The sequence below is a fragment of the Marinomonas sp. GJ51-14 genome, from assembly GCF_055808695.1.
Map to the genome: position 1 here is coordinate 1,320,358 of NZ_CM147879.1, position 19,467 is coordinate 1,339,824.

A 19,467-nucleotide genomic window follows, 5' to 3' on the forward strand; every position below is an offset into this window, starting at 1 on the left:
AGCAAGACTCCCCGGCCTTACGAGTGGGGCGAATACACATGAAAGACTTATTAGGTCTTCTAAAATCACAAGGACAATCTGACGAGTTTGATGCGATCCGTATCGGCTTGGCATCACCAGATATGATTCGTTCATGGTCTTACGGTGAAGTTAAGAAACCGGAAACCATCAACTATCGTACGTTCAAACCTGAACGTGACGGCTTGTTCTGTGCAAAAATCTTTGGTCCTATTAAGGACTATGAATGCTTATGTGGTAAATATAAGCGTTTGAAACACCGTGGAGTTATCTGTGAGAAGTGTGGCGTTGAAGTGGCTCTGTCTAAGGTGCGTCGTGAACGCATGGGACACATTGAGCTTGCATCGCCTGTTGCACACATTTGGTTCCTAAAATCTCTTCCGTCTCGTATTGGTCTTATCATGGATATGACTTTACGTGACATTGAGCGAGTGTTGTATTTTGAATCTTTCATTGTGATTGATCCAGGTATGACTACGCTTGATAAAGGGCAGTTGTTGAATGATGAGCAATATTTTGAAGCGCTAGAAGAGTTCGGTGACGAATTCGATGCCCGCATGGGTGCTGAAGCTGTTCAAATGTTGTTGCGTGATTTAGATATGCCTGAAGAAATCAATCGCATGCGCGAAGAACTAAACAGCACGAATTCTGAAACTCGTATTAAGAAGTTGTCTAAACGTCTTAAATTGGTTGAAGCATTCTTTCACTCTGGCAACAATCCTGAATGGATGGTGTTGGATGTATTGCCTGTTCTTCCACCAGATCTTCGTCCGTTGGTACCTCTTGAAGGTGGCCGTTTTGCGACGTCTGATTTGAACGATTTGTATCGTCGAGTTATTAACCGTAATAATCGTCTAAAGCGCCTACTTGAGCTTTCGGCTCCAGATATTATCGTACGTAACGAAAAACGTATGTTGCAAGAGTCTGTAGATGCCTTGCTTGATAATGGTCGTCGCGGTCGCGCTATTACTGGTTCTAACAAGCGTCCTCTTAAATCTTTGGCAGACATGATCAAAGGTAAGCAAGGTCGTTTCCGTCAGAACTTGCTAGGTAAGCGTGTTGATTACTCGGGTCGTTCTGTAATTACTGTAGGTCCATCTTTGCGCCTGCATCAGTGTGGTCTACCGAAGAAAATGGCGCTTGAGTTATTCAAGCCATTCATTTTCTCTAAGCTTGAGCTTCGTGGCATGGCGACGACAATTAAAGCTGCTAAGAAAATGGTTGAGCGTGAAACACCTGAAGTGTGGGATATCCTTGATGAGGTTATCCGTGAACATCCAGTGATGTTGAACCGTGCACCAACACTTCACCGTTTGGGTATCCAAGCGTTTGAGCCTATGTTGATCGAAGGTAAAGCGATTCAGTTGCACCCACTTGTGTGTGCGGCCTATAACGCCGATTTCGATGGAGACCAAATGGCGGTTCACGTTCCGTTGACAATTGAAGCTCAGCTAGAAGCGCGTGCTTTGATGATGTCTACGAACAACATCTTATCTCCAGCAAACGGCGAGCCTATCATTGTTCCTTCTCAGGACGTTGTATTGGGTCTGTACTACATGACTCGTGAGAGAATCAATGCCAAGGGTGAAGGCATGGCGTTTTCTGACATCAAAGAAGTACATCGTGCGTATGGTGCGAAACAAGTTGATTTACAAGCCAAAGTAAAAGTGCGCATTAGTCAGGTTGATACAACACTTGATGGTGATAAAGTGCCGTCTACTTTTATTGCTGATACAACCGTTGGTCGAGCTTTATTGTTTGATATTGTTCCTGATGGCCTACCGTTCTCTGTGGTTAACCAAACCATGAAGAAAAAAGCAATCTCTAATTTAATCAACGAATGTTACCGTAAGGTTGGCTTGAAAGAGAGTTGTATTTTTGCTGATCAGTTGATGTATACAGGTTTTGCCTATGCGACTGCGTCGGGTTCTTCTGTAGGTGTTGATGACTTTGTTATCCCTCCAGAAAAAGCTGAAATCATTGCGAAAGCAGAAGCGGAAGTAAAAGAAATCGAATACCAATATGCGGATGGTCTTGTAACGCAAGGCGAGAAGTACAACAAGGTAATCGATTTGTGGTCTCGTACAAACGAAACTGTTACCGAAGCTATGATGAAAAACTTGGCAAAAGAGACAACTGTCAATAAAGCAGGTGAAACGGTTGAGCAGCAATCTTTCAACTCTGTATATATGATGGCTGACTCTGGAGCCCGTGGTAGTGTTGCGCAGATGCGTCAGTTGGGTGGTATGCGTGGTTTGATGGCAAAACCAGATGGTTCCATCATTGAAACACCGATCACTGCAAACTTCCGTGAAGGTTTATCAGTACTTCAGTACTTTACCTCTACACACGGTGCGCGTAAGGGTCTTGCCGATACAGCATTGAAAACAGCTAACTCTGGTTACTTGACTCGTCGTCTAGTTGACGTGGCACAAGATTTGGTAATTACTGAAGTCGATTGTGGCTCTTCAAATGGTATCGTTGTTAACGCAATGATCGAAGGTGGTGATGTAGTTGTTCCTTTAGGTCATCGTGTTTTGGGTCGTGTAGTGGCTCAAGATGTGATTGATACTAAAGGTAATTTAGTGCTTCCAGCTGGTGTTCTGATTGATGAGCATAATGTTCGTACAATCGAAGCGGCAGGTGTTGACGAGATGTTGATCCGTTCTGTTATCACTTGTGATACGCGTCATGGTGTGTGTGCTAAGTGTTACGGGCGTGATTTGGCTCGTGGTCATCAGGTTAACATTGGTGAAGCAATCGGTGTTGTTGCTGCCCAATCTATCGGTGAGCCTGGTACTCAGTTAACGATGCGTACATTCCACATCGGTGGTGCTGCATCTCGTGCATCTGCTGTTGATAGCGTTCAAGTTAAGAGTGCTGGTACTGTACGTTTCCATAAAATGAAGAGTATCGAGCGTGATACGGGTCATTTGGTTGTGGCTTCTCGTTCATCTGAATTGGCTATAGCTGATGAAGCTGGCCGTGAGAAAGAGCGTTATAAGCTTCCTTACGGTGCAGTATTGAGTGTGCGTGAAGGTGATTCTGTTGTAGCGGGTCAAATCGTTGCAAACTGGGATCCGCATACACATCCAATCGTTTCAGAGATGCAGGGTCGTCTAGAATTTAGTGGCATGGAAGAAAACGTTACTATTCGCCGTCAATCGGACGAAATGACGGGTCTTACTACCATTGAAGTATTAGAAGTTCGAGATCGTCCGGCAGCAGGTAAAGATTTACGTCCTATGATTGCTGTTGTGGATGCAGAAGGTAATCCTGTGTTGATCCCTGGTACTGATTCTCCTGTACAGTATATGCTTCCTGAAAAAGCATTGTTGAGCCTAGATCATGGTGCGACAGTTAAGTCAGGTGAGGTTCTTGCTCGTATTCCACAAGAATCTATTGGTAACAAAGATATTACCGGTGGTTTGCCACGAGTGGCCGATTTATTCGAAGCTCGTCGTCCGAAAGATCCAGCTGTTATGGCGGAAACAACGGGTGTAGTGAGTTTTGGTAAAGAAACAAAAGGTAAGATTCGTTTGGTTATTACGCCGCAAGACGGCAGTGACCCTGTTGAAACATTGATTCCAAAATGGCGTCAAATCAACATATTTGATGGTGAAGAAGTGGCGAAAGGTGAAATCATTGCCGATGGTCCTTTAAGCCCTCATGATATTTTGCGTCTTCAAGGTGTAGAGGCTTTGGCTGATTATATCGGTAATGAAGTTCAAGAGGTTTACCGTTTACAAGGTGTTGTGATTAACGATAAGCACATTGAAGTTATCGTTCGTCAGATGTTACGTAAAGTAGAAGTTGGTGAATCTGGTGATACGGATCTAATCCAAGGTGACCAAGTTGAATTGACTAAACTTCTAGATGCAAACGAAAAAGCGGAAGCAGAGGGTAAATTCCCTGCCAAGTATGAACGTGTGCTTCTAGGTATTACAAAAGCATCATTGGCTACTGAGTCCTTTATATCAGCAGCATCTTTCCAAGAGACTACTCGAGTTCTTACGGAAGGTGCCGTTACTGGTAAGAAAGATCACTTACGTGGCTTGAAAGAAAACGTTGTAGTAGGTCGCTTGATACCAGCTGGTACAGGTTTGGCTTACCATAATGAGCGCAAGAGGAAGAAAGAGCTTGCGCTAGCAGCAAATGAAGTAAGTGCGACAGTGAGTGCATCAGATGTGGAAGAAGCATTGAGTGCAGCACTGAAAGACTAGTTATTTGTTGTTAAATCGCGAGGGAGGTGATTTTTTAGTCGCCTCCCTATTGACTGTTTTATAGGCGCAAATTAAACTTGCGCCTCCTTAATTTTGGCGATTTCCGTCATAAGAATTGGATTTGTGGAGCTTGTCTAATGGCAACCGTTAACCAGTTGGTTCGTAAACCACGTAAACGTAAAGTGGCAAAGAGTGACGTTCCTGCGTTACAAGCTTGTCCGCAACGCCGCGGTGTCTGCACTCGCGTATATACTACTACACCTAAAAAGCCTAACTCGGCTTTGCGTAAAGTATGTCGTGTTCGCTTGACTAACGGCTTTGAAGTAACTTCCTACATTGGTGGTGAAGGTCATAACCTACAAGAACATAGTGTCGTATTGATCCGTGGCGGTCGTGTAAAAGATTTGCCAGGTGTTCGTTATCACACAGTTCGCGGTAGTTTAGATACTTCAGGCGTACAAAATCGTAAGCAAGGTCGTTCTAAATACGGTACTAAACGTCCTAAGTAAGCTAATGCTACTTAGTTCATCGTTTAGACATAATTTTGTAATACAGTAAGGCCGAGCAATCATTTAATTGTCTCGGGCGAACCTGAAGAGGGTATAGATATGCCAAGAAGACGCGTCGTCGCTAAGCGTGATGTCCTTCCGGATCCTAAACACGGAAGCCAGCTACTCGCTAAATTCATTAACCACGTAATGGTTAGTGGTAAAAAATCTGTTGCAGAGAGCATTGTTTATAATGCGCTTCAAACTGTTTCAGAGCGTGCTAAAACAGATGAGCCTATGGCTGTATTCGAAAAAGCACTAGAATCTATCCAGCCAATGGTAGAGGTTAAGTCTCGCCGTGTTGGTGGTGCTACTTATCAAGTTCCTGTTGAAGTTCGTCCAGCTCGTCGCGCAGCATTGTCTATGCGTTGGTTGGTTGATGCTTCTCGTAAGCGTGGTGAAAAATCTATGGCTTTGCGTTTAGCGGGCGAGATTTTAGATGCTGCTGAAAATAAAGGTTCTGCTGTTAAGAAACGTGAAGACGTTCATCGCATGGCAGAAGCTAACAAAGCATTCTCTCACTACCGTTTCTAATCATCCGGAGAAGTATACCCAGTGGCACGTAAAACACCTATCAACCGCTACCGTAATATCGGTATCTGTGCGCATGTTGATGCAGGTAAAACGACGACAACTGAACGCGTTCTTTTCTATACTGGTTTGTCCCATAAAATTGGTGAAGTGCACGATGGTGCAGCAACAATGGATTGGATGGAGCAAGAGCAAGAGCGCGGTATTACTATAACTTCAGCAGCAACAACTTGTTTCTGGAGTGGTATGAGTAAACAGTTTGAACAGCATCGTATCAATATTATAGATACACCAGGGCATGTAGATTTTACTATTGAAGTAGAACGTTCTTTGCGGGTCTTGGATGGTGCAGTTGTTGTGCTTTGTGGTTCTTCTGGCGTTCAACCTCAAACTGAGACAGTTTGGCGGCAGGCTAATAAGTATGAAGTTCCTCGTATGGTGTTCGTTAATAAAATGGACCGTACAGGTGCTGATTATTTTTCAGTAGTTCGTCAGTTAAAAGAGCGTCTTGGCGCGAATGCTGTTCCGATTCAAATTAATATCGGCACCGAAGAAGATTTCAGAGGTGTTGTTGATCTAGTTTTGATGAAGACGATAATGTGGAATGAAGAAGATCATGGAATGACGTTCTCTTTAGAGGATGTTCCTGCTGAGCTTCTTGATACTGCGTTAGAGTGGCGAGAGCAGATGGTTGAAGCTGCTGCGGAAGCAAATGATGAGTTAATGGATAAATACCTTGAAGAGGGTGAGTTGTCTGTTGAGGAAATTAAGAGCGGTTTGCGGGCTCGTACTTTAGCTAATGACATAGTCTTAGTTACATGTGGCTCTGCCTTTAAGAATAAAGGTGTGCAAGCTGTTCTGGATGCTGTTGTTGAATATATGCCTTCTCCGCTTGAAGTCAAAGCGATAGAGGGGACGCTTGAAGATGGTGAAACTGTCGTTACTCGAATTGCTGATGATGAGGCTCCGTTCTCTGCATTGGCTTTCAAAATAGCGACGGACCCATTTGTCGGTACACTGACATTTATTCGTGTGTATTCTGGGATGTTGCGTTCTGGTGATGCGGTTTATAATTCTGTTAAGCAGAAGCGTGAACGTATTGGTCGAATGGTTCAGATGCATGCAAATAATCGTGAAGAGATCAAAGAAGTTTTGGCAGGAGATATTGCTGCTGCTGTAGGTATGAAGTATGTAACTACAGGTGATACACTTTGTGATATGAATGATGTTGTTGTGCTGGAGCGTATGGAGTTTCCAGAGCCTGTTATTTCTGTGGCGGTTGAGCCTAAGTCTCAAGCTGATCAGGAAAAAATGGGTGTTGCGTTAGGTAAACTGGCGCAAGAAGACCCGTCTTTTCGTGTGGAAACACATGAGGAAACAGGGCAAACAATTATTTCCGGTATGGGTGAGCTGCATCTTGATATACTTGTTGACCGTATGCGTCGCGAGTTTAAGGTGGAGGCTAACATTGGTAAGCCTCAAGTTTCCTACCGCGAAAAAATTCGCAAAGAAGTGGTGATTAATCACAAATTTGTGCGTCAATCTGGTGGTCGTGGTCAATACGGTCACGTCGTGATGAAGTTAATCCCAACTGATAAAGATGGGCTTGAGTTTGTTAACGAGATTGTTGGTGGTGCTATTCCTAAAGAATACATCCCTGCAATAGAGAAGGGTGTTTCAGAGCAAATGAAGAATGGCGTTATTGCTGGGTATCCTTTGTTGGGTATCAAGGTAGTGCTGTTCGATGGTTCATTCCATGATGTTGACTCTAATGAAATGGCCTTTAAAATTGCAGCTTCTCAGGGATTAAGAAAAGGAGCGGCTGATGCTGATCCTTGTGTTCTTGAGCCTGTAATTAAAGTGGAAGTTGTAACCCCAGAAGAATACATGGGTGATGTGATGGGTGACCTGAATCGTCGTCGTGGTATTGTTCAGGGGATGGACGATTCCCCATCGGGAAAAATTATTCGAGCAGAAGTTCCTTTAGGGGAGATGTTTGGGTATGCAACTGATGTGCGTAGCTTGTCGCAAGGGCGTGCAAGTTATGCGATGGAGTTTGAGAAATACGCTGAAGCACCGGCTAGTGTGGCAGACGCGATCATCAAAAATGAAGATTAATCATCATACTTACTAATTCTTAAGGTGTATGTATCATGGCAAAGAGTAAATTCGAACGTAATAAACCACACGTTAACGTTGGTACTATCGGTCACGTTGACCACGGTAAAACAACTCTAACTGCAGCATTGACTCGTGTATGTGCAGAAGTATTCGGCGGAACCGCTGTTGCTTTTGACGGTATCGATAATGCTCCTGAAGAGCGCGAGCGTGGTATCACTATCTCAACTTCTCACGTTGAGTATGATTCTCCTGTTCGTCACTATGCACACGTAGACTGTCCTGGTCACGCCGATTATGTTAAAAACATGATCACTGGTGCGGCTCAAATGGATGGCGCTATCCTTGTTTGTGGTGCGACTGACGGTCCTATGCCTCAGACTCGTGAGCACATCTTGCTTTCTCGTCAAGTAGGTGTTCCTTACATCGTAGTTTTCCTAAACAAAGCTGACTTGTTGGCTGAAGACTGTGGTGGTGCGGATTCTGAAGAATACGCTGAAATGCTAGAGTTGGTTGAAATGGAATTGCGTGACCTTCTTTCTGAATACGACTTCCCAGGTGATGATACTCCAATTATCCCAGGTTCTGCGCTTATGGCGTTGAATGGCGAAGATGCTAACGAAATGGGTACTACAGCTGTTAAGAAACTTGTTGAAACTCTTGACGAATATATTCCTGAGCCAGAGCGTGCTATCGATGGTGCATTCCTAATGCCGATCGAGGACGTATTCTCTATCCAGGGTCGTGGTACTGTTGTTACTGGTCGTGTTGAGCGTGGTATCATCCGCATCCAAGAAGAAGTTGAAATTGTTGGTATCGTTGATACTACTAAAACAACTTGTACTGGTGTTGAGATGTTCCGTAAGCTTCTTGACGAAGGTCGTGCTGGTGAGAACTGTGGTATCTTGCTACGTGGTACTAAGCGTGAAGATGTTCAGCGTGGTCAAGTATTGGCTAAGCCTGGTTCTATCACACCTCACACAGAATTCGAAGCAGAAGTTTATGTGTTGGGTAAAGATGAAGGTGGTCGTCATACACCATTCTTTAAAGGTTACCGTCCACAGTTCTACTTCCGTACAACTGACGTAACTGGTGCATGTTCTCTTCCTGAAGGCGTAGAAATGGTTATGCCTGGTGATAACATTCAAATGTCTGTTGAGCTAATTCACCCAATCGCGATGGACGAAGGTCTACGTTTCGCGATTCGTGAAGGTGGTCGTACAGTTGGTGCTGGTGTTGTAGCTAAAATCATTAAATAATTAGATATTCATATTTAATTGTTTGAGATTTGGAAAAGGCTGCCCGTATTGGGTGGCCTTTTTATTTTGTTGTTTATTTTTATCCTTCATAAATTGGTTACTTGACAACCAGTTTTCGAATGGCTAATATTCGCCGTCCTTAAAAAAGGATTGTGGTTTAATAAATGTACAGTTAAGCCATATAAAACATTGTATTTGGAGTTGGAAATGCAAAGCCAAAAAATCCGTATTCGTTTGAAAGCGTTTGATCATCGTCTGATCGATGCTTCAACACAAGAAATTGTGGAAACAGCGAAACGCACAGGTGCGCAAGTACGTGGACCGATTCCACTTCCTACTCGCAAAGAGCGTTATACAGTATTGATTTCACCACACGTAAACAAAGATGCGCGTGATCAGTATGAAATCCGTACACACAAACGCGTACTAGACATCGTTGAGCCAACTGAAAAAACAGTTGATGCTCTAATGAAACTAGATCTTGCGGCAGGCGTGGAAGTACAAATTTCTTTAGGTTAATAGCTTAAAGTTTGGGGTGCGAGAACCGACTGGATATCAGTCGGCTTATGCACATTAGTGGAATGATCTGGAATGGTCAGCCGTAGCGGGTGATAGCCCCATACACAACTGGCAAATGAGGTAAAAAATGACTATTCAATTAGTCGGACGCAAAGCCGGAATGACACGTATCTTCACTGAAGATGGTGTATCCGTGCCAGTAACCGTCATCGAGGTTGAACCGAACCGCGTTACTCAGGTGAAAACAGCAGAAACTGATGGCTATCAAGCTATTCAAGTAACTGTTGGTGCTCGCCGTTCGAGCCGCGTTAACAAAGCTGCTGCGGGTCATTATGCAAAAGCGAATGTTGAAGCAGGTCGTGGTTTGTGGGAGTTCCGCCTGGCAGGTGACGAAAAAGAAATCAATGTTGGTGATGAGCTAACTGTTGCTGATTTCGAATCTATCCAAATGGTTGATGTAACTGGTCAATCAAAGGGTAAAGGGTTTCAAGGTGCCATTAAGCGTCACAATTTCAGTATGCAAGACGCTACACATGGTAACTCGTTGTCTCACCGTGCTCCTGGCTCTATCGGTCAATGTCAAACACCTGGTCGTGTTTGGAAAGGCAAGAAGATGGCTGGCCATATGGGCGCTGCACAAGTAACTACTCAATCACTAGAAGTGGTTCGTGTAGACACAGAACGTAACCTTATCCTAGTGAAAGGTGCCGTACCTGGTGCAGTGAATGGTGACGTTATTCTTCAATCAGCTGTTAAAGCTCGCTAAGAGGGGTAGACAATGAACTTGAATCTAACAGGCACTGAAGGAACTGTAGAAGTTTCTGATGTAGCCTTTGCTCGTGAATATAACGAAGCGTTGGTTCACCAAGTAGTTACATCTTACTTGGCTGGCGCTCGTCAAGGCTCACGTGCTCAAAAAACACGCTCTGAAGTAGCTGGCGGTGGACGCAAACCTTGGAAACAAAAAGGTTCTGGTCGTGCTCGTGCAGGGACTATCCGTAGCCCTTTATGGCGCTCTGGTGGTGTTACCTTCGCTGCAAAACCGCAAGATCACTCTCAGAAAGTGAACAAGAAGATGTACCGTGCAGCAATGCGCACCATCTGGTCTGAGCTTGTACGCCAAGACCGTCTTGTTGTAGTTGAAGAGCTTACATTGGAAGCTCCGAAGACTAAGCTATTCATAGCGAAAATGGCAGAATTGAATATTGAGAACGCTTTGATTGTTTCCAATGATTTGGATGACAATTTATTTTTAGCGGCTCGCAACATTCCTAACGTAGATGTGCGTGATGCAGCGTCTATCGACCCTGTTAGCTTGATTGCTTACGACAAAGTGTTGGTGACAGTTGGTGCTCTGAAACAAGTTGAGGAGGCACTAGCATGATCGGCGAACGCATTTATAAAGTTCTGTTGGGTCCACACATTTCCGAAAAAGCAACGATCGTAGCCGATGGCAATGGTCAGTATGTTTTTCGTGTAACTGGTGATGCAACGAAACCTGAAATCAAACAAGCTATCGAAGCGCTTTTTGAAGTCAAAGTTGAGTCTGTCCGCACGTTGAACCAAAAAGGTAAAACAAAGCGTACAGTTCGTGGTCTAGGTAAACGTAGTGACGTGAAAAAAGCGTACGTACGTTTGGCTGAAGGCCAAGACATTGATTTCATGGTCGCTGAATAAGGGGAGATAGGTCAATGGCTGTTGTAAAAAGTAAGCCAACGTCTGCAGGCCGTCGTCACGTTGTTAAAGTTACCAACAACGATTTGCACAAAGGCGCACCATATGCACCTTTGCTTGAAAAGAAAAGCAAATCTGGTGGACGTAACAATAACGGACGCATCACTACGCGTCACGTAGGTGGTGGTCATAAGCAGCATTATCGTATGGTTGATTTTCGTCGTAACAAAGACGGAATTCCTGCGGTAATTGAGCGTTTGGAGTATGATCCAAACCGTTCTGCAAATATTGCATTGATTAAATATGCTGATGGTGAGCGTCGTTACATTATCGCTTCCAAAGGTATGGTGGCTGGTGCTGTTGTTTTTAGTGGTGCAGATGCGCCTATCAAAGCTGGTAATACTTTGCCTCTGCAAAATATTCCTGTTGGTAGTACGGTTCACTGTATCGAGCTTAAGCCTGGTAAGGGTGCACAGATTGCACGTTCTGCCGGAACTTCTGCTCAGCTAGTTGCTCGTGAGGGTCGTTACGTTACTCTTCGCCTGCGTTCAGGTGAAATGCGTAAAGTATTGACTGAATGTCGTGCTACTTTGGGTGAAGTATCAAACTCTGAGCATAGCTTACGAGTTCTTGGTAAAGCTGGTGCTACGCGTTGGCGTGGTGTTCGTCCTACCGTTCGCGGTTCGGCGATGAACCCAGTTGATCACCCACATGGTGGTGGTGAAGGTCGTAGCAAAGGTGGTCGTCACCCAGTTACACCATGGGGTGTGCCTACTAAAGGGTACAAAACACGCAGCAACAAGCGTACTGATAAACTTATTGTACGTCGCCGTACTAAGTAATAAGAGGAAACGACTGTGCCACGTTCACTAAAAAAAGGTCCTTTTATCGACCTTCATTTGTTGAAAAAGGTAGAGGCTGCGGTAGAGAAAAAAGATCGTCGTCCAATTAAAACTTGGTCGCGCCGTTCTACTATCTTCCCTGATTTTGTAGGGTTGACTATCGCTGTCCATAATGGTCGCCAGCATGTTCCAGTTCTAGTAACTGAAGATATGGTCGGTCATAAATTGGGTGAGTTCGCTCCGACCCGTACATATCGTGGTCATGCTGCGGACAAGAAAGCCAAACGGTAATAAGGGGTATTAACATGAGTGAAGTAAAAGCTTCATTGAAGGGTGCTCGCCTCTCAGCGCAGAAGGCCCGTTTGGTTGTAGATCAAATCCGCGGCAAATCTGTTAGCGAAGCACTGAACATTTTAACGTTCAGTCCTAAGAAGGCGGCAGTAATTGTCAAGAAAGTACTAGAGTCTGCTATAGCTAACGCTGAGCATAACGAAGGTGCTGATGTAGATGACTTGCGTGTTTCTACGGCGTATGTTGATGAGGCTATGACTCTGAAGCGTATAATGCCACGTGCCAAAGGCCGTGCTGACCGTATTTTAAAACGCGGTTGCCATATAACAGTTAAAGTCGCTGACTAATTAGGAGAAACCCAATGGGTCAGAAGGTTCATCCAACTGGTATACGCCTAGGGATAGTTAAAGATCATACTTCTACTTGGTATGCTAATAATCAAAACTACTCTAAGCTACTATTAAATGATCTTCAGGTTCGTGAGTACTTGGAGAAAAAATTGGTCCAGGCTTCTGTGTCTCGTATCGAGATTCAACGTCCTGCTCAAAGCGCCCGTATTACAATTCATACTGCCCGTCCGGGTATTGTGATTGGTAAGAAAGGCGAAGATGTTGAGAAACTACGTAATGCAGTTTCTGAAATGATGGGCGTACCTGTCCACATCAACATTGAAGAGATTCGTAAACCTGAAATGGATGCTAAATTGGTTGCGGCAAATATCGCAAGCCAACTTGAGCGTCGAGTTATGTTTCGTCGAGCTATGAAGCGTGCAGTACAAAACGCTATGCGTGCTGGAGCGAAAGGTATCAAGGTTCAGGTTAGTGGTCGTCTAGGCGGTGCAGAAATTGCACGTGCTGAGTGGTACCGTGAAGGTCGTGTGCCTTTGCATACACTTCGTGCTGACATCGACTACGCTCCTTATGAAGCAAACACAACTTACGGCATTATTGGCGTGAAAGTGTGGATCTTTAAAGGCGAAATCTTGGGCGGTATTGAACAAGTGCGTGCTGATAAAGGCGCACAAAAGAAGAAGTCTAAGTAGGGGGTAAGTCATGTTACAACCGAAACGTACTAAATTCCGCAAAATGATGAAGGGCCGTAATCGTGGTCTTGCATTACGCGGAAACCAAGTTAGCTTTGGTGAATTCGGATTAAAGTCCACAGAGCGTGGTCGTCTTACTGCTCGTCAAATTGAAGCGGCGCGTCGTGCAATGACTCGTCACATCAAACGTGGTGGTAAAATTTGGATTCGTGTGTTCCCTGATAAGCCGATTACTCAGAAACCTCTTGAGGTTCGTCAGGGTAAAGGTAAGGGTAATGTAGAATACTGGGTTGCACAGATTCAACCTGGTAAGATGCTTTATGAAGTTGAGGGCGTTTCAGAGCAACTAGCACGCGAAGCTTTCGCATTGGCTGCTGCTAAACTTCCTTTGTCCACAACTTTCGTAACGCGTACGGTGATGTAGATGATAGCAAAAGAACTGCAAGAAAAGTCTGTAGCAGAGCTACAAGCGACCTTGATTGAGCTTCTACGTGAGCAATTTACATTGCGCATGCAGAAAGCTACTGGTCAGCTGGCGCAAACTCATTTGCTTTCGCAAGTCCGCCGCAATATCGCACGTGTTAAAACCGTGCTTAATGATAAGGCAGGTAACTAAAGATGGCAGAAACAAATGCGCGTACAGCTACTGGTAAAGTAGTCAGCGACAAAATGGATAAAACCATTACAGTACTAGTTGAACGTACAGAAAAACATCCTCTTTACGGTAAGTTTGTACGTCGTTCAACTAAATTACACGCTCACGATGAAAACAATGAATGCCAGATCGGTGATACCGTAAAGGTTGTGGAAACACGCCCTTATTCTAAGTCTAAGACTTGGAACTTGGTTCAAGTTGTTGAGAAAGCAGCAGCTGTATAAGCTGCTATTTCCTCGTGAGACTTGTTATCTAATTTGATTGGAGAGCAGTTATGATTCAAACAGAATCGATGCTTGATATTGCTGATAACAGCGGCGCAAAACGTGTTCAGTGTATTAAAGTGCTGGGTGGCTCACACCGTCGTTATGCTGCTATTGGTGACATCATTAAGGTCACGGTTAAAGAAGCGATCCCTCGTGGTCGTGTTAAAAAAGGGCAGGTTCTTAACGCCGTAGTCGTTAGAACTAAGAAAGGTGTTCGTCGTCCAGATGGTTCAGTAATCCGTTTTGATGTTAACTCAGCGGTTTTATTGAATGCTTCAGGACAGCCGATTGGTACTCGTATCTTTGGCCCTGTAACACGTGAATTGCGTACAGAGCAATTCATGAAAATTGTTTCTCTTGCACCTGAAGTGCTGTAAGAGGGAAGGGGACATTTATGCGTAAAATCAAACGTAACGACGAAATTATTGTGATTGCTGGGAAAGATAAAGGCAAACGCGGTAAGGTTGTTAAGGTAGTTGACGAAAACCGAGTTCTAGTTTCTGGCATTAATACTGTTAAGAAGCATGAAAAACCAAACCCTATGAAGGGTTCAACTGGTGGTATCGTTGAACAAGAAGCACCTATCCAGGTTTCGAATGTAGCCATTTTTAACAATGCTACTGGTAAAGCGGATCGCGTCGGCTTTAAATTGAACGAAGATGGTACGAAAGTGCGTATCTTTAAATCAAATAGTGAAGCGATCGACGCCTAAGAGCGAGAATTATAGCCATGGCGAGACTTAAGCAAGTTTATAAAGATAAAGTAGTAGCGACTCTTACTGAAGAGTTCAGCTACCAAAATGTGATGCAAGTGCCGAAAATCACTAAAATCACATTGAATATGGGTGTTGGTGAAGCTATCGCAGACAAGAAACTTCTTGAACATGCGGTAAATGATCTAGAAGCACTTAGCGGCCAAAAAGTTGTAGTAACTAAGGCTCGTAAGTCAGTAGCAGGCTTTAAAATCCGTGACGGTTACCCGATCGGTTGTAAAGTAACTCTACGTGGCGAGCGTATGTGGGATTTCTTCGACCGTTTGGTTGATGTTGCTATTCCACGTATCCGTGACTTCCGAGGACTTAATCCAAAGTCTTTCGATGGTCGTGGTAACTACAGCATGGGTGTTAAAGAGCAAATCATCTTCCCTGAAATCGATTACGATAAAGTAGACCGTGTACGTGGTATGGATATTACCATTACAACGACTGCTCGTACCGATGAAGAAGGTCGTGCTTTGTTAGCAGCCTTTAATTTCCCTTTCAAGAAATAAGAGGTAGGAATCATGGCTAAAATCTCAATGATTCAGCGCGAAGCAAAACGTACTAAATTAGTGGCTAAGTATGCTGAAAAGCGTGCTGCTCTAAAAGCGATCATTAGCGACGTTAATGCATCGGACGATGAAAAGTGGGAAGCATCACTTAAGTTACAGGCGCTTCCACGCGATTCATCTTCTTCTCGCCAGCGTAACCGTTGCCAAGTAACGGGTCGTCCACATGGTGTTTATCGTAAGTTTGGTTTATCAAGAATCAAACTGCGTGAAGCAGCTATGCGCGGTGATGTACCAGGCTTGAAGAAAGCTAGTTGGTAAGCAAGTAGAGCGCGGTCATAATACATAGCAGTGGGTGGGGTGTCTAAAAGCTGGACATTCCGCTCGCTGCTGTGTACTATGCGCGAGCTCTATTTGCTGCACAATGGTTTTTAAATTAGGAGCTCTTAAATGAGTATGCAAGATACCCTTGCGGATATGTTCACACGTATTCGTAATGCGCAGATGGCTTCAAAGACATCTGTGAGTATGCCTTCATCAAAAATGAAAGCATCTGTCGCTGCAGTTCTACGCGAAGAAGGTTACGTAGGTAACTTCTCTGTAGACGAAGCAGTGAAACCGACCCTTACTATCGAGTTGAAATACTACGAAGGTAAGCCGGTTATCGAACAAATTAAACGCGCATCGCGCCCAAGTTTGCGTCAATACAAAGGTACAGCGTCTCTACCTAAAGTAGAAGCTGGTCTTGGTGTTGCAATCATCTCTACCTCTAAAGGTGTGATGACAGACCGTGCAGCTCGTGCTGCTGGTATTGGTGGCGAAGTAATCTGCACTGTATTCTAGGAGTTAGTATGTCTCGAGTTGCTAATAGTCCCGTGACGCTTCCTAGTGGTGTAGATTTGACTTTAAATGGCCAAACTGTCGTCGTAAAAGGCGGTAAAGGTTCTTTAGAGTTTAATGTCCACACAAGCGTTCAAGTGGCTAAAGAAGAAAATGTTATTACCTTCGCTGCACGCGATGGTGCAAAACAAAGCCGTGCCTTAGCTGGTACAACTCGTGCCTTAGTCAACAACATGGTTGTTGGTGTAAGCCAAGGTTTCGAGAAAAGATTGCTTCTTCAAGGTGTTGGTTACCGTGCTGCTCTTAAGGGCAATGTGCTTAACCTATCTCTGGGTTTTTCTCATCCAGTAGATTATGAATTACCTGAAGGCATAACAGCTGAATGTGCTTCTCAAACAGAAATCGTGATCAGAGGTATTGATAAACAAGCCGTTGGTCAGGTAGCTGCAGAAGTTCGCGGTTTCCGTCCACCAGAGCCTTATAAAGGTAAAGGTGTTCGTTATGCTGACGAAATTATTCGTCGTAAAGAAGCTAAGAAGAAGTAGGTAGGCATTCATGAACACTAAAAAACAATCTCGGATTCGTCGTGCACGTCGTGCGCGCTTACATATTCGTGAGTTAGGTGCGAATCGTCTTACTGTACATCGCACACCACGCCATATGTATGCTCAAGTGATTTCTCCTTGTGGTAGTAAAGTACTTGCTAGTGCTTCTACTCTTGAAGAAGCTCTACGTGCTACAGCGACAGGTAACAAAGCAGCGGCTAAAGAAGTCGGTACTTTGATTGCTACTCGCGCTAAAGAAGCAGGTGTCACTGCGGTCGCTTTTGACCGTTCTGGCTTTAAATACCACGGTCGCGTTCAGGTTCTTGCTGACGCTGCACGTGAAGCCGGTCTAGAGTTTTAAGGGGTAGCAAATGGCAGTTAATGATCAACAAACTAGCGACCTCCAAGAGAAGCTAGTTCAAGTAAACCGAGTTGCTAAAGTTGTAAAGGGTGGTCGTATCTTCTCTTTCACTGCTTTGACAGTTGTCGGTGATGGAAATGGCAAAGTTGGCTTCGGTCGCGGCAAAGCACGTGAAGTTCCACAAGCTATTCAAAAAGCTATGGAGCAAGCTCGTCGTAACATGGTCTCTGTTAGATTGGATGGTGATACTCTTCAGTATCCTGTTAAAGCTAACCATGGGGCATCTAATGTTTACATGCAGCCTGCTTCACAAGGTACTGGCATTATCGCCGGTGGTGCAATGCGTGCGGTTCTTGAAATCGCTGGCGTTCACAACGTACTGGCTAAATGTTACGGTTCTACAAACCCAGTAAACGTAGTTCGCGCTACGATTAAAGGTTTGCAGAATATGAAAGCACCTGAACAAATCGCGGCAAAACGCGGTAAGTCAGTCGATCAAATTTTGGGGTAATGTGTTATGGCGAATAATACCATCACAGTTCAACTAACCCGTAGCCCGATCGGTCGTCTTCCAAAGCACCGTGAAACTGTTAAAGGCTTGGGTTTGCGTAAAGTTGGCCAAACTCGTGAGCTGGAAGATACTCCAGCTGTACGTGGCATGGTTAATAAAGTTTATTACATGGTTAAAGTGGTAGGAGAGTAATATGTTTTTAAATACAATTAGTCCTGCCGAAGGTAGCAAGCATGCTCCTAAACGTGTTGGTCGCGGTATTGGTAGCGGCTTGGGCAAAACCGGTGGACGTGGCCATAAAGGTCTTAAGTCTCGTTCTGGTGGCTCAGTAAAACCTGGTTTTGAAGGTGGTCAAATGCCTTTGCAGAAACGTCTGCCAAAATTTGGTTTCACTTCACGTCAGGCAAAATATGTTGCTGAAGTTCGTTTGAACGAACTTGCTGCCGTAAATGCTGAAGTTGTAGATTTGGCTGCTCTTAAAGGCGCCGACATTCTTGGTCATCAAATTAAGACGGCTCGTGTAATCTTGTCTGGTTCTATCGACAAAGCGATTACAGTACGTGGTCTTAAAGTGACTAAAGGTGCTCGTGCAGCAATTGAAGCAGCTGGCGGAAAAGTCGAGGAATAAATGGCAAAGCGTGGCTCACTACCTGCTGGGATGCAAAAAGGATTAGGCGAGCTTTGGTCTCGTATCCGTTTTGTGTTCTTAGCAATTATTGTATACCGAATCGGTGCGCATATTCCTGTTCCGGGTATTAACCCTGACAGGTTGTCTGCATTATTTGATCAAAATGAAGGCACAATTCTGAGTTTATTTAACGTATTCTCAGGGGGCGCACTCGAGCGAATGAGTATTTTTGCGCTTGGTATTTTGCCCTATATTTCTGCCTCTATTATTATGCAGTTATTGACGGTCGTGAGTCCGCAGCTAGAGCAGTTGAAAAAAGAGGGTGAGGCGGGTCGTCGTAAGATTACTCAATACACTCGTTATGGTACGGTTCTTCTTGCTCTTGTCCAATCTGCCAGTATGGCGGTTGGTCTTGCAAGTCAAGGTATCTCTTTTAGTAGTGGTATAGAATTCTATGCTGTTGCTGTTGTGACTCTTGTTGCTGGTACTGTCTTTTTGATGTGGTTAGGCGAGCAGGTTACTGAAAAAGGTATTGGTAATGGTATATCCATTCTAATCTTTGCAGGTATTGTTGCTGGTCTGCCATCTGCTTTAGCTCGCTCATTTGAATCGGCCCGTCAAGGTGATATCAATATTTTAGCTTTGTTGCTTATTGGTATAATGGCTATTGCGACAATCGCTTTCGTTGTTTTCATCGAACGTGGTCAACGTCGTATAACGGTTAATTATGCTAAGCGTCAACAAGGCAAAAAAGTGTTTGCCGCACAAAAGAGTCATTTGCCGCTTAAAGTAAATATGGCTGGTGTAATACCGCCTATCTTTGCTTCAAGTATCCTTCTTTTCCCTGCATCGATCGGTCAATGGTTCGGTCAAGGTGATGGAATGGAATGGTTGCAAAATATCTCTTTGGCTCTAGCTCCAGGGCAACCGCTCTATGTGCTGTTGTTTGCGATCGCAATTGTTTTCTTTTGCTTTTTCTATACAGCTCTAGTGTTCAACCCTAAAGATGTGGCAGATAACTTGAAAAAGTCCGGTGCATTTTTGCCGGGTATTCGTCCAGGTGATCATACAGCTCGATATATTGATGGTGTAATGACCCGTTTGACATTGTTTGGTGCTTTGTACATCACTCTAGTGTCTCTGATGCCTCAGTTCTTTGTTGTTGCGTGGAATGTTCCATTCTACTTTGGCGGTACTTCTATGTTGATCGTAGTTGTGGTTGTCATGGACTTTATGTCCCAGGTACAAAGTCATCTGATGAGTCAGCAATACGAGTCATTAATGAAGAAATCTAATCTGACTGGTTATGGTCCGAATGGCCTTATGTGAT

General features: G+C 44.3%; 27 protein-coding genes. All 27 read left to right on the plus strand.

From position 1 onward, the window contains the following. Nucleotides 1–38 precede the first annotated feature (38 nt). The 27 genes from rpoC (at nucleotide 39) to secY (ending at nucleotide 19,466) form a co-directional block, all read left to right on the plus strand. Entirely contained in the window at nucleotides 39–4,241 is a 4,203-nt protein-coding gene (rpoC, locus tag AC0L3Y_RS06410) for a DNA-directed RNA polymerase subunit beta' (RefSeq protein WP_473469999.1), read from the plus strand. A 137-nt stretch (nucleotides 4,242–4,378) separates the two neighbouring features. Continuing rightward, nucleotides 4,379–4,750, plus strand: a complete 372-nt coding sequence (gene rpsL, locus AC0L3Y_RS06415) for a 30S ribosomal protein S12 (protein ID WP_013659444.1) — start codon at nucleotides 4,379–4,381, stop codon at nucleotides 4,748–4,750. A 99-nt stretch (nucleotides 4,751–4,849) separates the two neighbouring features. Then, on the plus strand, nucleotides 4,850–5,323 hold the full coding sequence (rpsG, locus tag AC0L3Y_RS06420) for a 30S ribosomal protein S7 (RefSeq protein ID WP_473470000.1): 474 nt from the start codon (nucleotides 4,850–4,852) through the stop codon (nucleotides 5,321–5,323). Between the two features lie 21 nt (nucleotides 5,324–5,344). Further along, the gene (fusA, locus tag AC0L3Y_RS06425; protein ID WP_473470001.1) at nucleotides 5,345–7,438 is read left to right on the plus strand and encodes an elongation factor G; all 2,094 of its coding nucleotides are present in this window, start codon (nucleotides 5,345–5,347) and stop codon (nucleotides 7,436–7,438) included. Between the two features lie 35 nt (nucleotides 7,439–7,473). Continuing rightward, entirely contained in the window at nucleotides 7,474–8,697 is a 1,224-nt protein-coding gene (gene tuf, locus AC0L3Y_RS06430; protein ID WP_473470002.1) for an elongation factor Tu, read from the plus strand. 207 nt (nucleotides 8,698–8,904) lie between these two features. After that, nucleotides 8,905–9,216, plus strand: coding sequence for a 30S ribosomal protein S10 (gene rpsJ, locus AC0L3Y_RS06435; RefSeq protein ID WP_009834626.1), 312 nt, complete (start codon nucleotides 8,905–8,907; stop codon nucleotides 9,214–9,216). A gap of 127 nt (nucleotides 9,217–9,343) precedes the next feature. Further along, nucleotides 9,344–9,982, plus strand: coding sequence for a 50S ribosomal protein L3 (gene rplC, locus AC0L3Y_RS06440; protein WP_473470004.1), 639 nt, complete (start codon nucleotides 9,344–9,346; stop codon nucleotides 9,980–9,982). Between the two features lie 12 nt (nucleotides 9,983–9,994). Continuing rightward, a complete protein-coding gene (gene rplD, locus AC0L3Y_RS06445) occupies nucleotides 9,995–10,600 on the plus strand; it encodes a 50S ribosomal protein L4 (RefSeq protein WP_473470005.1) in 606 nt (201 codons plus the stop codon). Beyond that, complete coding sequence (gene rplW / locus AC0L3Y_RS06450) at nucleotides 10,597–10,893, plus strand: 50S ribosomal protein L23 (protein WP_036163119.1); 297 nt, start codon at nucleotides 10,597–10,599, stop codon at nucleotides 10,891–10,893. The genes rplD and rplW overlap by 4 nt, the downstream gene beginning before the upstream one ends. A 14-nt stretch (nucleotides 10,894–10,907) precedes the next feature. Further along, nucleotides 10,908–11,732: a 50S ribosomal protein L2 gene (gene rplB / locus AC0L3Y_RS06455; RefSeq protein WP_024023526.1), complete on the plus strand. Its 825-nt coding sequence runs from the start codon at nucleotides 10,908–10,910 to the stop codon at nucleotides 11,730–11,732. Between the two features lie 15 nt (nucleotides 11,733–11,747). Next, on the plus strand, nucleotides 11,748–12,023 hold the full coding sequence (gene rpsS, locus AC0L3Y_RS06460) for a 30S ribosomal protein S19 (RefSeq protein WP_036163121.1): 276 nt from the start codon (nucleotides 11,748–11,750) through the stop codon (nucleotides 12,021–12,023). A 14-nt stretch (nucleotides 12,024–12,037) separates the two neighbouring features. Then, entirely contained in the window at nucleotides 12,038–12,370 is a 333-nt protein-coding gene (gene rplV, locus AC0L3Y_RS06465) for a 50S ribosomal protein L22 (RefSeq protein WP_012071931.1), read from the plus strand. A gap of 14 nt (nucleotides 12,371–12,384) precedes the next feature. Continuing rightward, nucleotides 12,385–13,065, plus strand: coding sequence for a 30S ribosomal protein S3 (gene rpsC / locus AC0L3Y_RS06470; protein WP_036163122.1), 681 nt, complete (start codon nucleotides 12,385–12,387; stop codon nucleotides 13,063–13,065). 10 nt (nucleotides 13,066–13,075) lie between these two features. Next, nucleotides 13,076–13,489 (plus strand): 50S ribosomal protein L16, encoded by a 414-nt coding sequence (gene rplP, locus AC0L3Y_RS06475; RefSeq protein WP_036163123.1) that lies wholly within the window; start codon nucleotides 13,076–13,078, stop codon nucleotides 13,487–13,489. Continuing rightward, nucleotides 13,490–13,681 (plus strand): 50S ribosomal protein L29, encoded by a 192-nt coding sequence (gene rpmC, locus AC0L3Y_RS06480; protein ID WP_024023521.1) that lies wholly within the window; start codon nucleotides 13,490–13,492, stop codon nucleotides 13,679–13,681. Nucleotides 13,682–13,683: 2 nt separating this feature from the next. Next, the gene (gene rpsQ / locus AC0L3Y_RS06485) at nucleotides 13,684–13,944 is read left to right on the plus strand and encodes a 30S ribosomal protein S17 (protein WP_473470006.1); all 261 of its coding nucleotides are present in this window, start codon (nucleotides 13,684–13,686) and stop codon (nucleotides 13,942–13,944) included. Between the two features lie 50 nt (nucleotides 13,945–13,994). After that, complete coding sequence (gene rplN, locus AC0L3Y_RS06490; protein ID WP_473470007.1) at nucleotides 13,995–14,363, plus strand: 50S ribosomal protein L14; 369 nt, start codon at nucleotides 13,995–13,997, stop codon at nucleotides 14,361–14,363. A 17-nt stretch (nucleotides 14,364–14,380) separates the two neighbouring features. Then, on the plus strand, nucleotides 14,381–14,698 hold the full coding sequence (rplX, locus tag AC0L3Y_RS06495) for a 50S ribosomal protein L24 (RefSeq protein WP_036163130.1): 318 nt from the start codon (nucleotides 14,381–14,383) through the stop codon (nucleotides 14,696–14,698). A gap of 17 nt (nucleotides 14,699–14,715) precedes the next feature. Further along, nucleotides 14,716–15,255, plus strand: coding sequence for a 50S ribosomal protein L5 (rplE, locus tag AC0L3Y_RS06500; protein WP_036163132.1), 540 nt, complete (start codon nucleotides 14,716–14,718; stop codon nucleotides 15,253–15,255). A gap of 12 nt (nucleotides 15,256–15,267) precedes the next feature. Beyond that, on the plus strand, nucleotides 15,268–15,573 hold the full coding sequence (gene rpsN / locus AC0L3Y_RS06505; RefSeq protein WP_473470008.1) for a 30S ribosomal protein S14: 306 nt from the start codon (nucleotides 15,268–15,270) through the stop codon (nucleotides 15,571–15,573). 129 nt (nucleotides 15,574–15,702) lie between these two features. Then, entirely contained in the window at nucleotides 15,703–16,095 is a 393-nt protein-coding gene (gene rpsH, locus AC0L3Y_RS06510; protein ID WP_473470009.1) for a 30S ribosomal protein S8, read from the plus strand. A gap of 8 nt (nucleotides 16,096–16,103) precedes the next feature. After that, nucleotides 16,104–16,637: a 50S ribosomal protein L6 gene (gene rplF / locus AC0L3Y_RS06515; RefSeq protein ID WP_473470010.1), complete on the plus strand. Its 534-nt coding sequence runs from the start codon at nucleotides 16,104–16,106 to the stop codon at nucleotides 16,635–16,637. Nucleotides 16,638–16,647: 10 nt separating this feature from the next. Continuing rightward, a complete protein-coding gene (rplR, locus tag AC0L3Y_RS06520; protein ID WP_036163139.1) occupies nucleotides 16,648–16,998 on the plus strand; it encodes a 50S ribosomal protein L18 in 351 nt (116 codons plus the stop codon). A gap of 10 nt (nucleotides 16,999–17,008) precedes the next feature. Next, on the plus strand, nucleotides 17,009–17,509 hold the full coding sequence (rpsE, locus tag AC0L3Y_RS06525) for a 30S ribosomal protein S5 (protein ID WP_473470011.1): 501 nt from the start codon (nucleotides 17,009–17,011) through the stop codon (nucleotides 17,507–17,509). Between the two features lie 6 nt (nucleotides 17,510–17,515). After that, nucleotides 17,516–17,701, plus strand: coding sequence for a 50S ribosomal protein L30 (gene rpmD / locus AC0L3Y_RS06530; RefSeq protein WP_036163144.1), 186 nt, complete (start codon nucleotides 17,516–17,518; stop codon nucleotides 17,699–17,701). A gap of 1 nt (nucleotide 17,702) precedes the next feature. Then, a complete protein-coding gene (rplO, locus tag AC0L3Y_RS06535) occupies nucleotides 17,703–18,137 on the plus strand; it encodes a 50S ribosomal protein L15 (protein ID WP_473470012.1) in 435 nt (144 codons plus the stop codon). Further along, complete coding sequence (gene secY / locus AC0L3Y_RS06540) at nucleotides 18,138–19,466, plus strand: preprotein translocase subunit SecY (RefSeq protein ID WP_473470013.1); 1,329 nt, start codon at nucleotides 18,138–18,140, stop codon at nucleotides 19,464–19,466. It begins immediately after the preceding gene. Nucleotide 19,467: the final 1 nt, after the last annotated feature.

Excerpts from the sequence above, each read along its gene's own strand:
- tuf (WP_473470002.1), top strand. The coding sequence starts at position 7,474 with ATGGCAAAGAGTAAATTCGAACGTAATAAACCACACGTTAACGTTGGT.
- rpsQ (WP_473470006.1), top strand. The coding sequence starts at position 13,684 with ATGGCAGAAACAAATGCGCGTACAGCTACTGGTAAAGTAGTCAGCGAC.
- rplE (WP_036163132.1), top strand. The coding sequence starts at position 14,716 with ATGGCGAGACTTAAGCAAGTTTATAAAGATAAAGTAGTAGCGACTCTT.
- rpsH (WP_473470009.1), top strand. The coding sequence starts at position 15,703 with ATGAGTATGCAAGATACCCTTGCGGATATGTTCACACGTATTCGTAAT.
- rplV (WP_012071931.1), top strand. The coding sequence starts at position 12,038 with ATGAGTGAAGTAAAAGCTTCATTGAAGGGTGCTCGCCTCTCAGCGCAG.
- rpoC (WP_473469999.1), top strand. The coding sequence starts at position 39 with ATGAAAGACTTATTAGGTCTTCTAAAATCACAAGGACAATCTGACGAG.
- rplX (WP_036163130.1), top strand. The coding sequence starts at position 14,381 with ATGCGTAAAATCAAACGTAACGACGAAATTATTGTGATTGCTGGGAAA.
- rplB (WP_024023526.1), top strand. The coding sequence starts at position 10,908 with ATGGCTGTTGTAAAAAGTAAGCCAACGTCTGCAGGCCGTCGTCACGTT.
- rplF (WP_473470010.1), top strand. The coding sequence starts at position 16,104 with ATGTCTCGAGTTGCTAATAGTCCCGTGACGCTTCCTAGTGGTGTAGAT.
- rpmC (WP_024023521.1), top strand. The coding sequence starts at position 13,490 with ATGATAGCAAAAGAACTGCAAGAAAAGTCTGTAGCAGAGCTACAAGCG.
- rplO (WP_473470012.1), top strand. The coding sequence starts at position 17,703 with ATGTTTTTAAATACAATTAGTCCTGCCGAAGGTAGCAAGCATGCTCCT.
- rplD (WP_473470005.1), top strand. The coding sequence starts at position 9,995 with ATGAACTTGAATCTAACAGGCACTGAAGGAACTGTAGAAGTTTCTGAT.
- rplP (WP_036163123.1), top strand. The coding sequence starts at position 13,076 with ATGTTACAACCGAAACGTACTAAATTCCGCAAAATGATGAAGGGCCGT.
- rplN (WP_473470007.1), top strand. The coding sequence starts at position 13,995 with ATGATTCAAACAGAATCGATGCTTGATATTGCTGATAACAGCGGCGCA.
- rplW (WP_036163119.1), top strand. The coding sequence starts at position 10,597 with ATGATCGGCGAACGCATTTATAAAGTTCTGTTGGGTCCACACATTTCC.
- rpsN (WP_473470008.1), top strand. The coding sequence starts at position 15,268 with ATGGCTAAAATCTCAATGATTCAGCGCGAAGCAAAACGTACTAAATTA.
- rpsG (WP_473470000.1), top strand. The coding sequence starts at position 4,850 with ATGCCAAGAAGACGCGTCGTCGCTAAGCGTGATGTCCTTCCGGATCCT.
- rplC (WP_473470004.1), top strand. The coding sequence starts at position 9,344 with ATGACTATTCAATTAGTCGGACGCAAAGCCGGAATGACACGTATCTTC.
- rpsC (WP_036163122.1), top strand. The coding sequence starts at position 12,385 with ATGGGTCAGAAGGTTCATCCAACTGGTATACGCCTAGGGATAGTTAAA.
- rpsL (WP_013659444.1), top strand. The coding sequence starts at position 4,379 with ATGGCAACCGTTAACCAGTTGGTTCGTAAACCACGTAAACGTAAAGTG.
- rpmD (WP_036163144.1), top strand. The coding sequence starts at position 17,516 with ATGGCGAATAATACCATCACAGTTCAACTAACCCGTAGCCCGATCGGT.
- rplR (WP_036163139.1), top strand. The coding sequence starts at position 16,648 with ATGAACACTAAAAAACAATCTCGGATTCGTCGTGCACGTCGTGCGCGC.
- rpsE (WP_473470011.1), top strand. The coding sequence starts at position 17,009 with ATGGCAGTTAATGATCAACAAACTAGCGACCTCCAAGAGAAGCTAGTT.
- secY (WP_473470013.1), top strand. The coding sequence starts at position 18,138 with ATGGCAAAGCGTGGCTCACTACCTGCTGGGATGCAAAAAGGATTAGGC.
- rpsJ (WP_009834626.1), top strand. The coding sequence starts at position 8,905 with ATGCAAAGCCAAAAAATCCGTATTCGTTTGAAAGCGTTTGATCATCGT.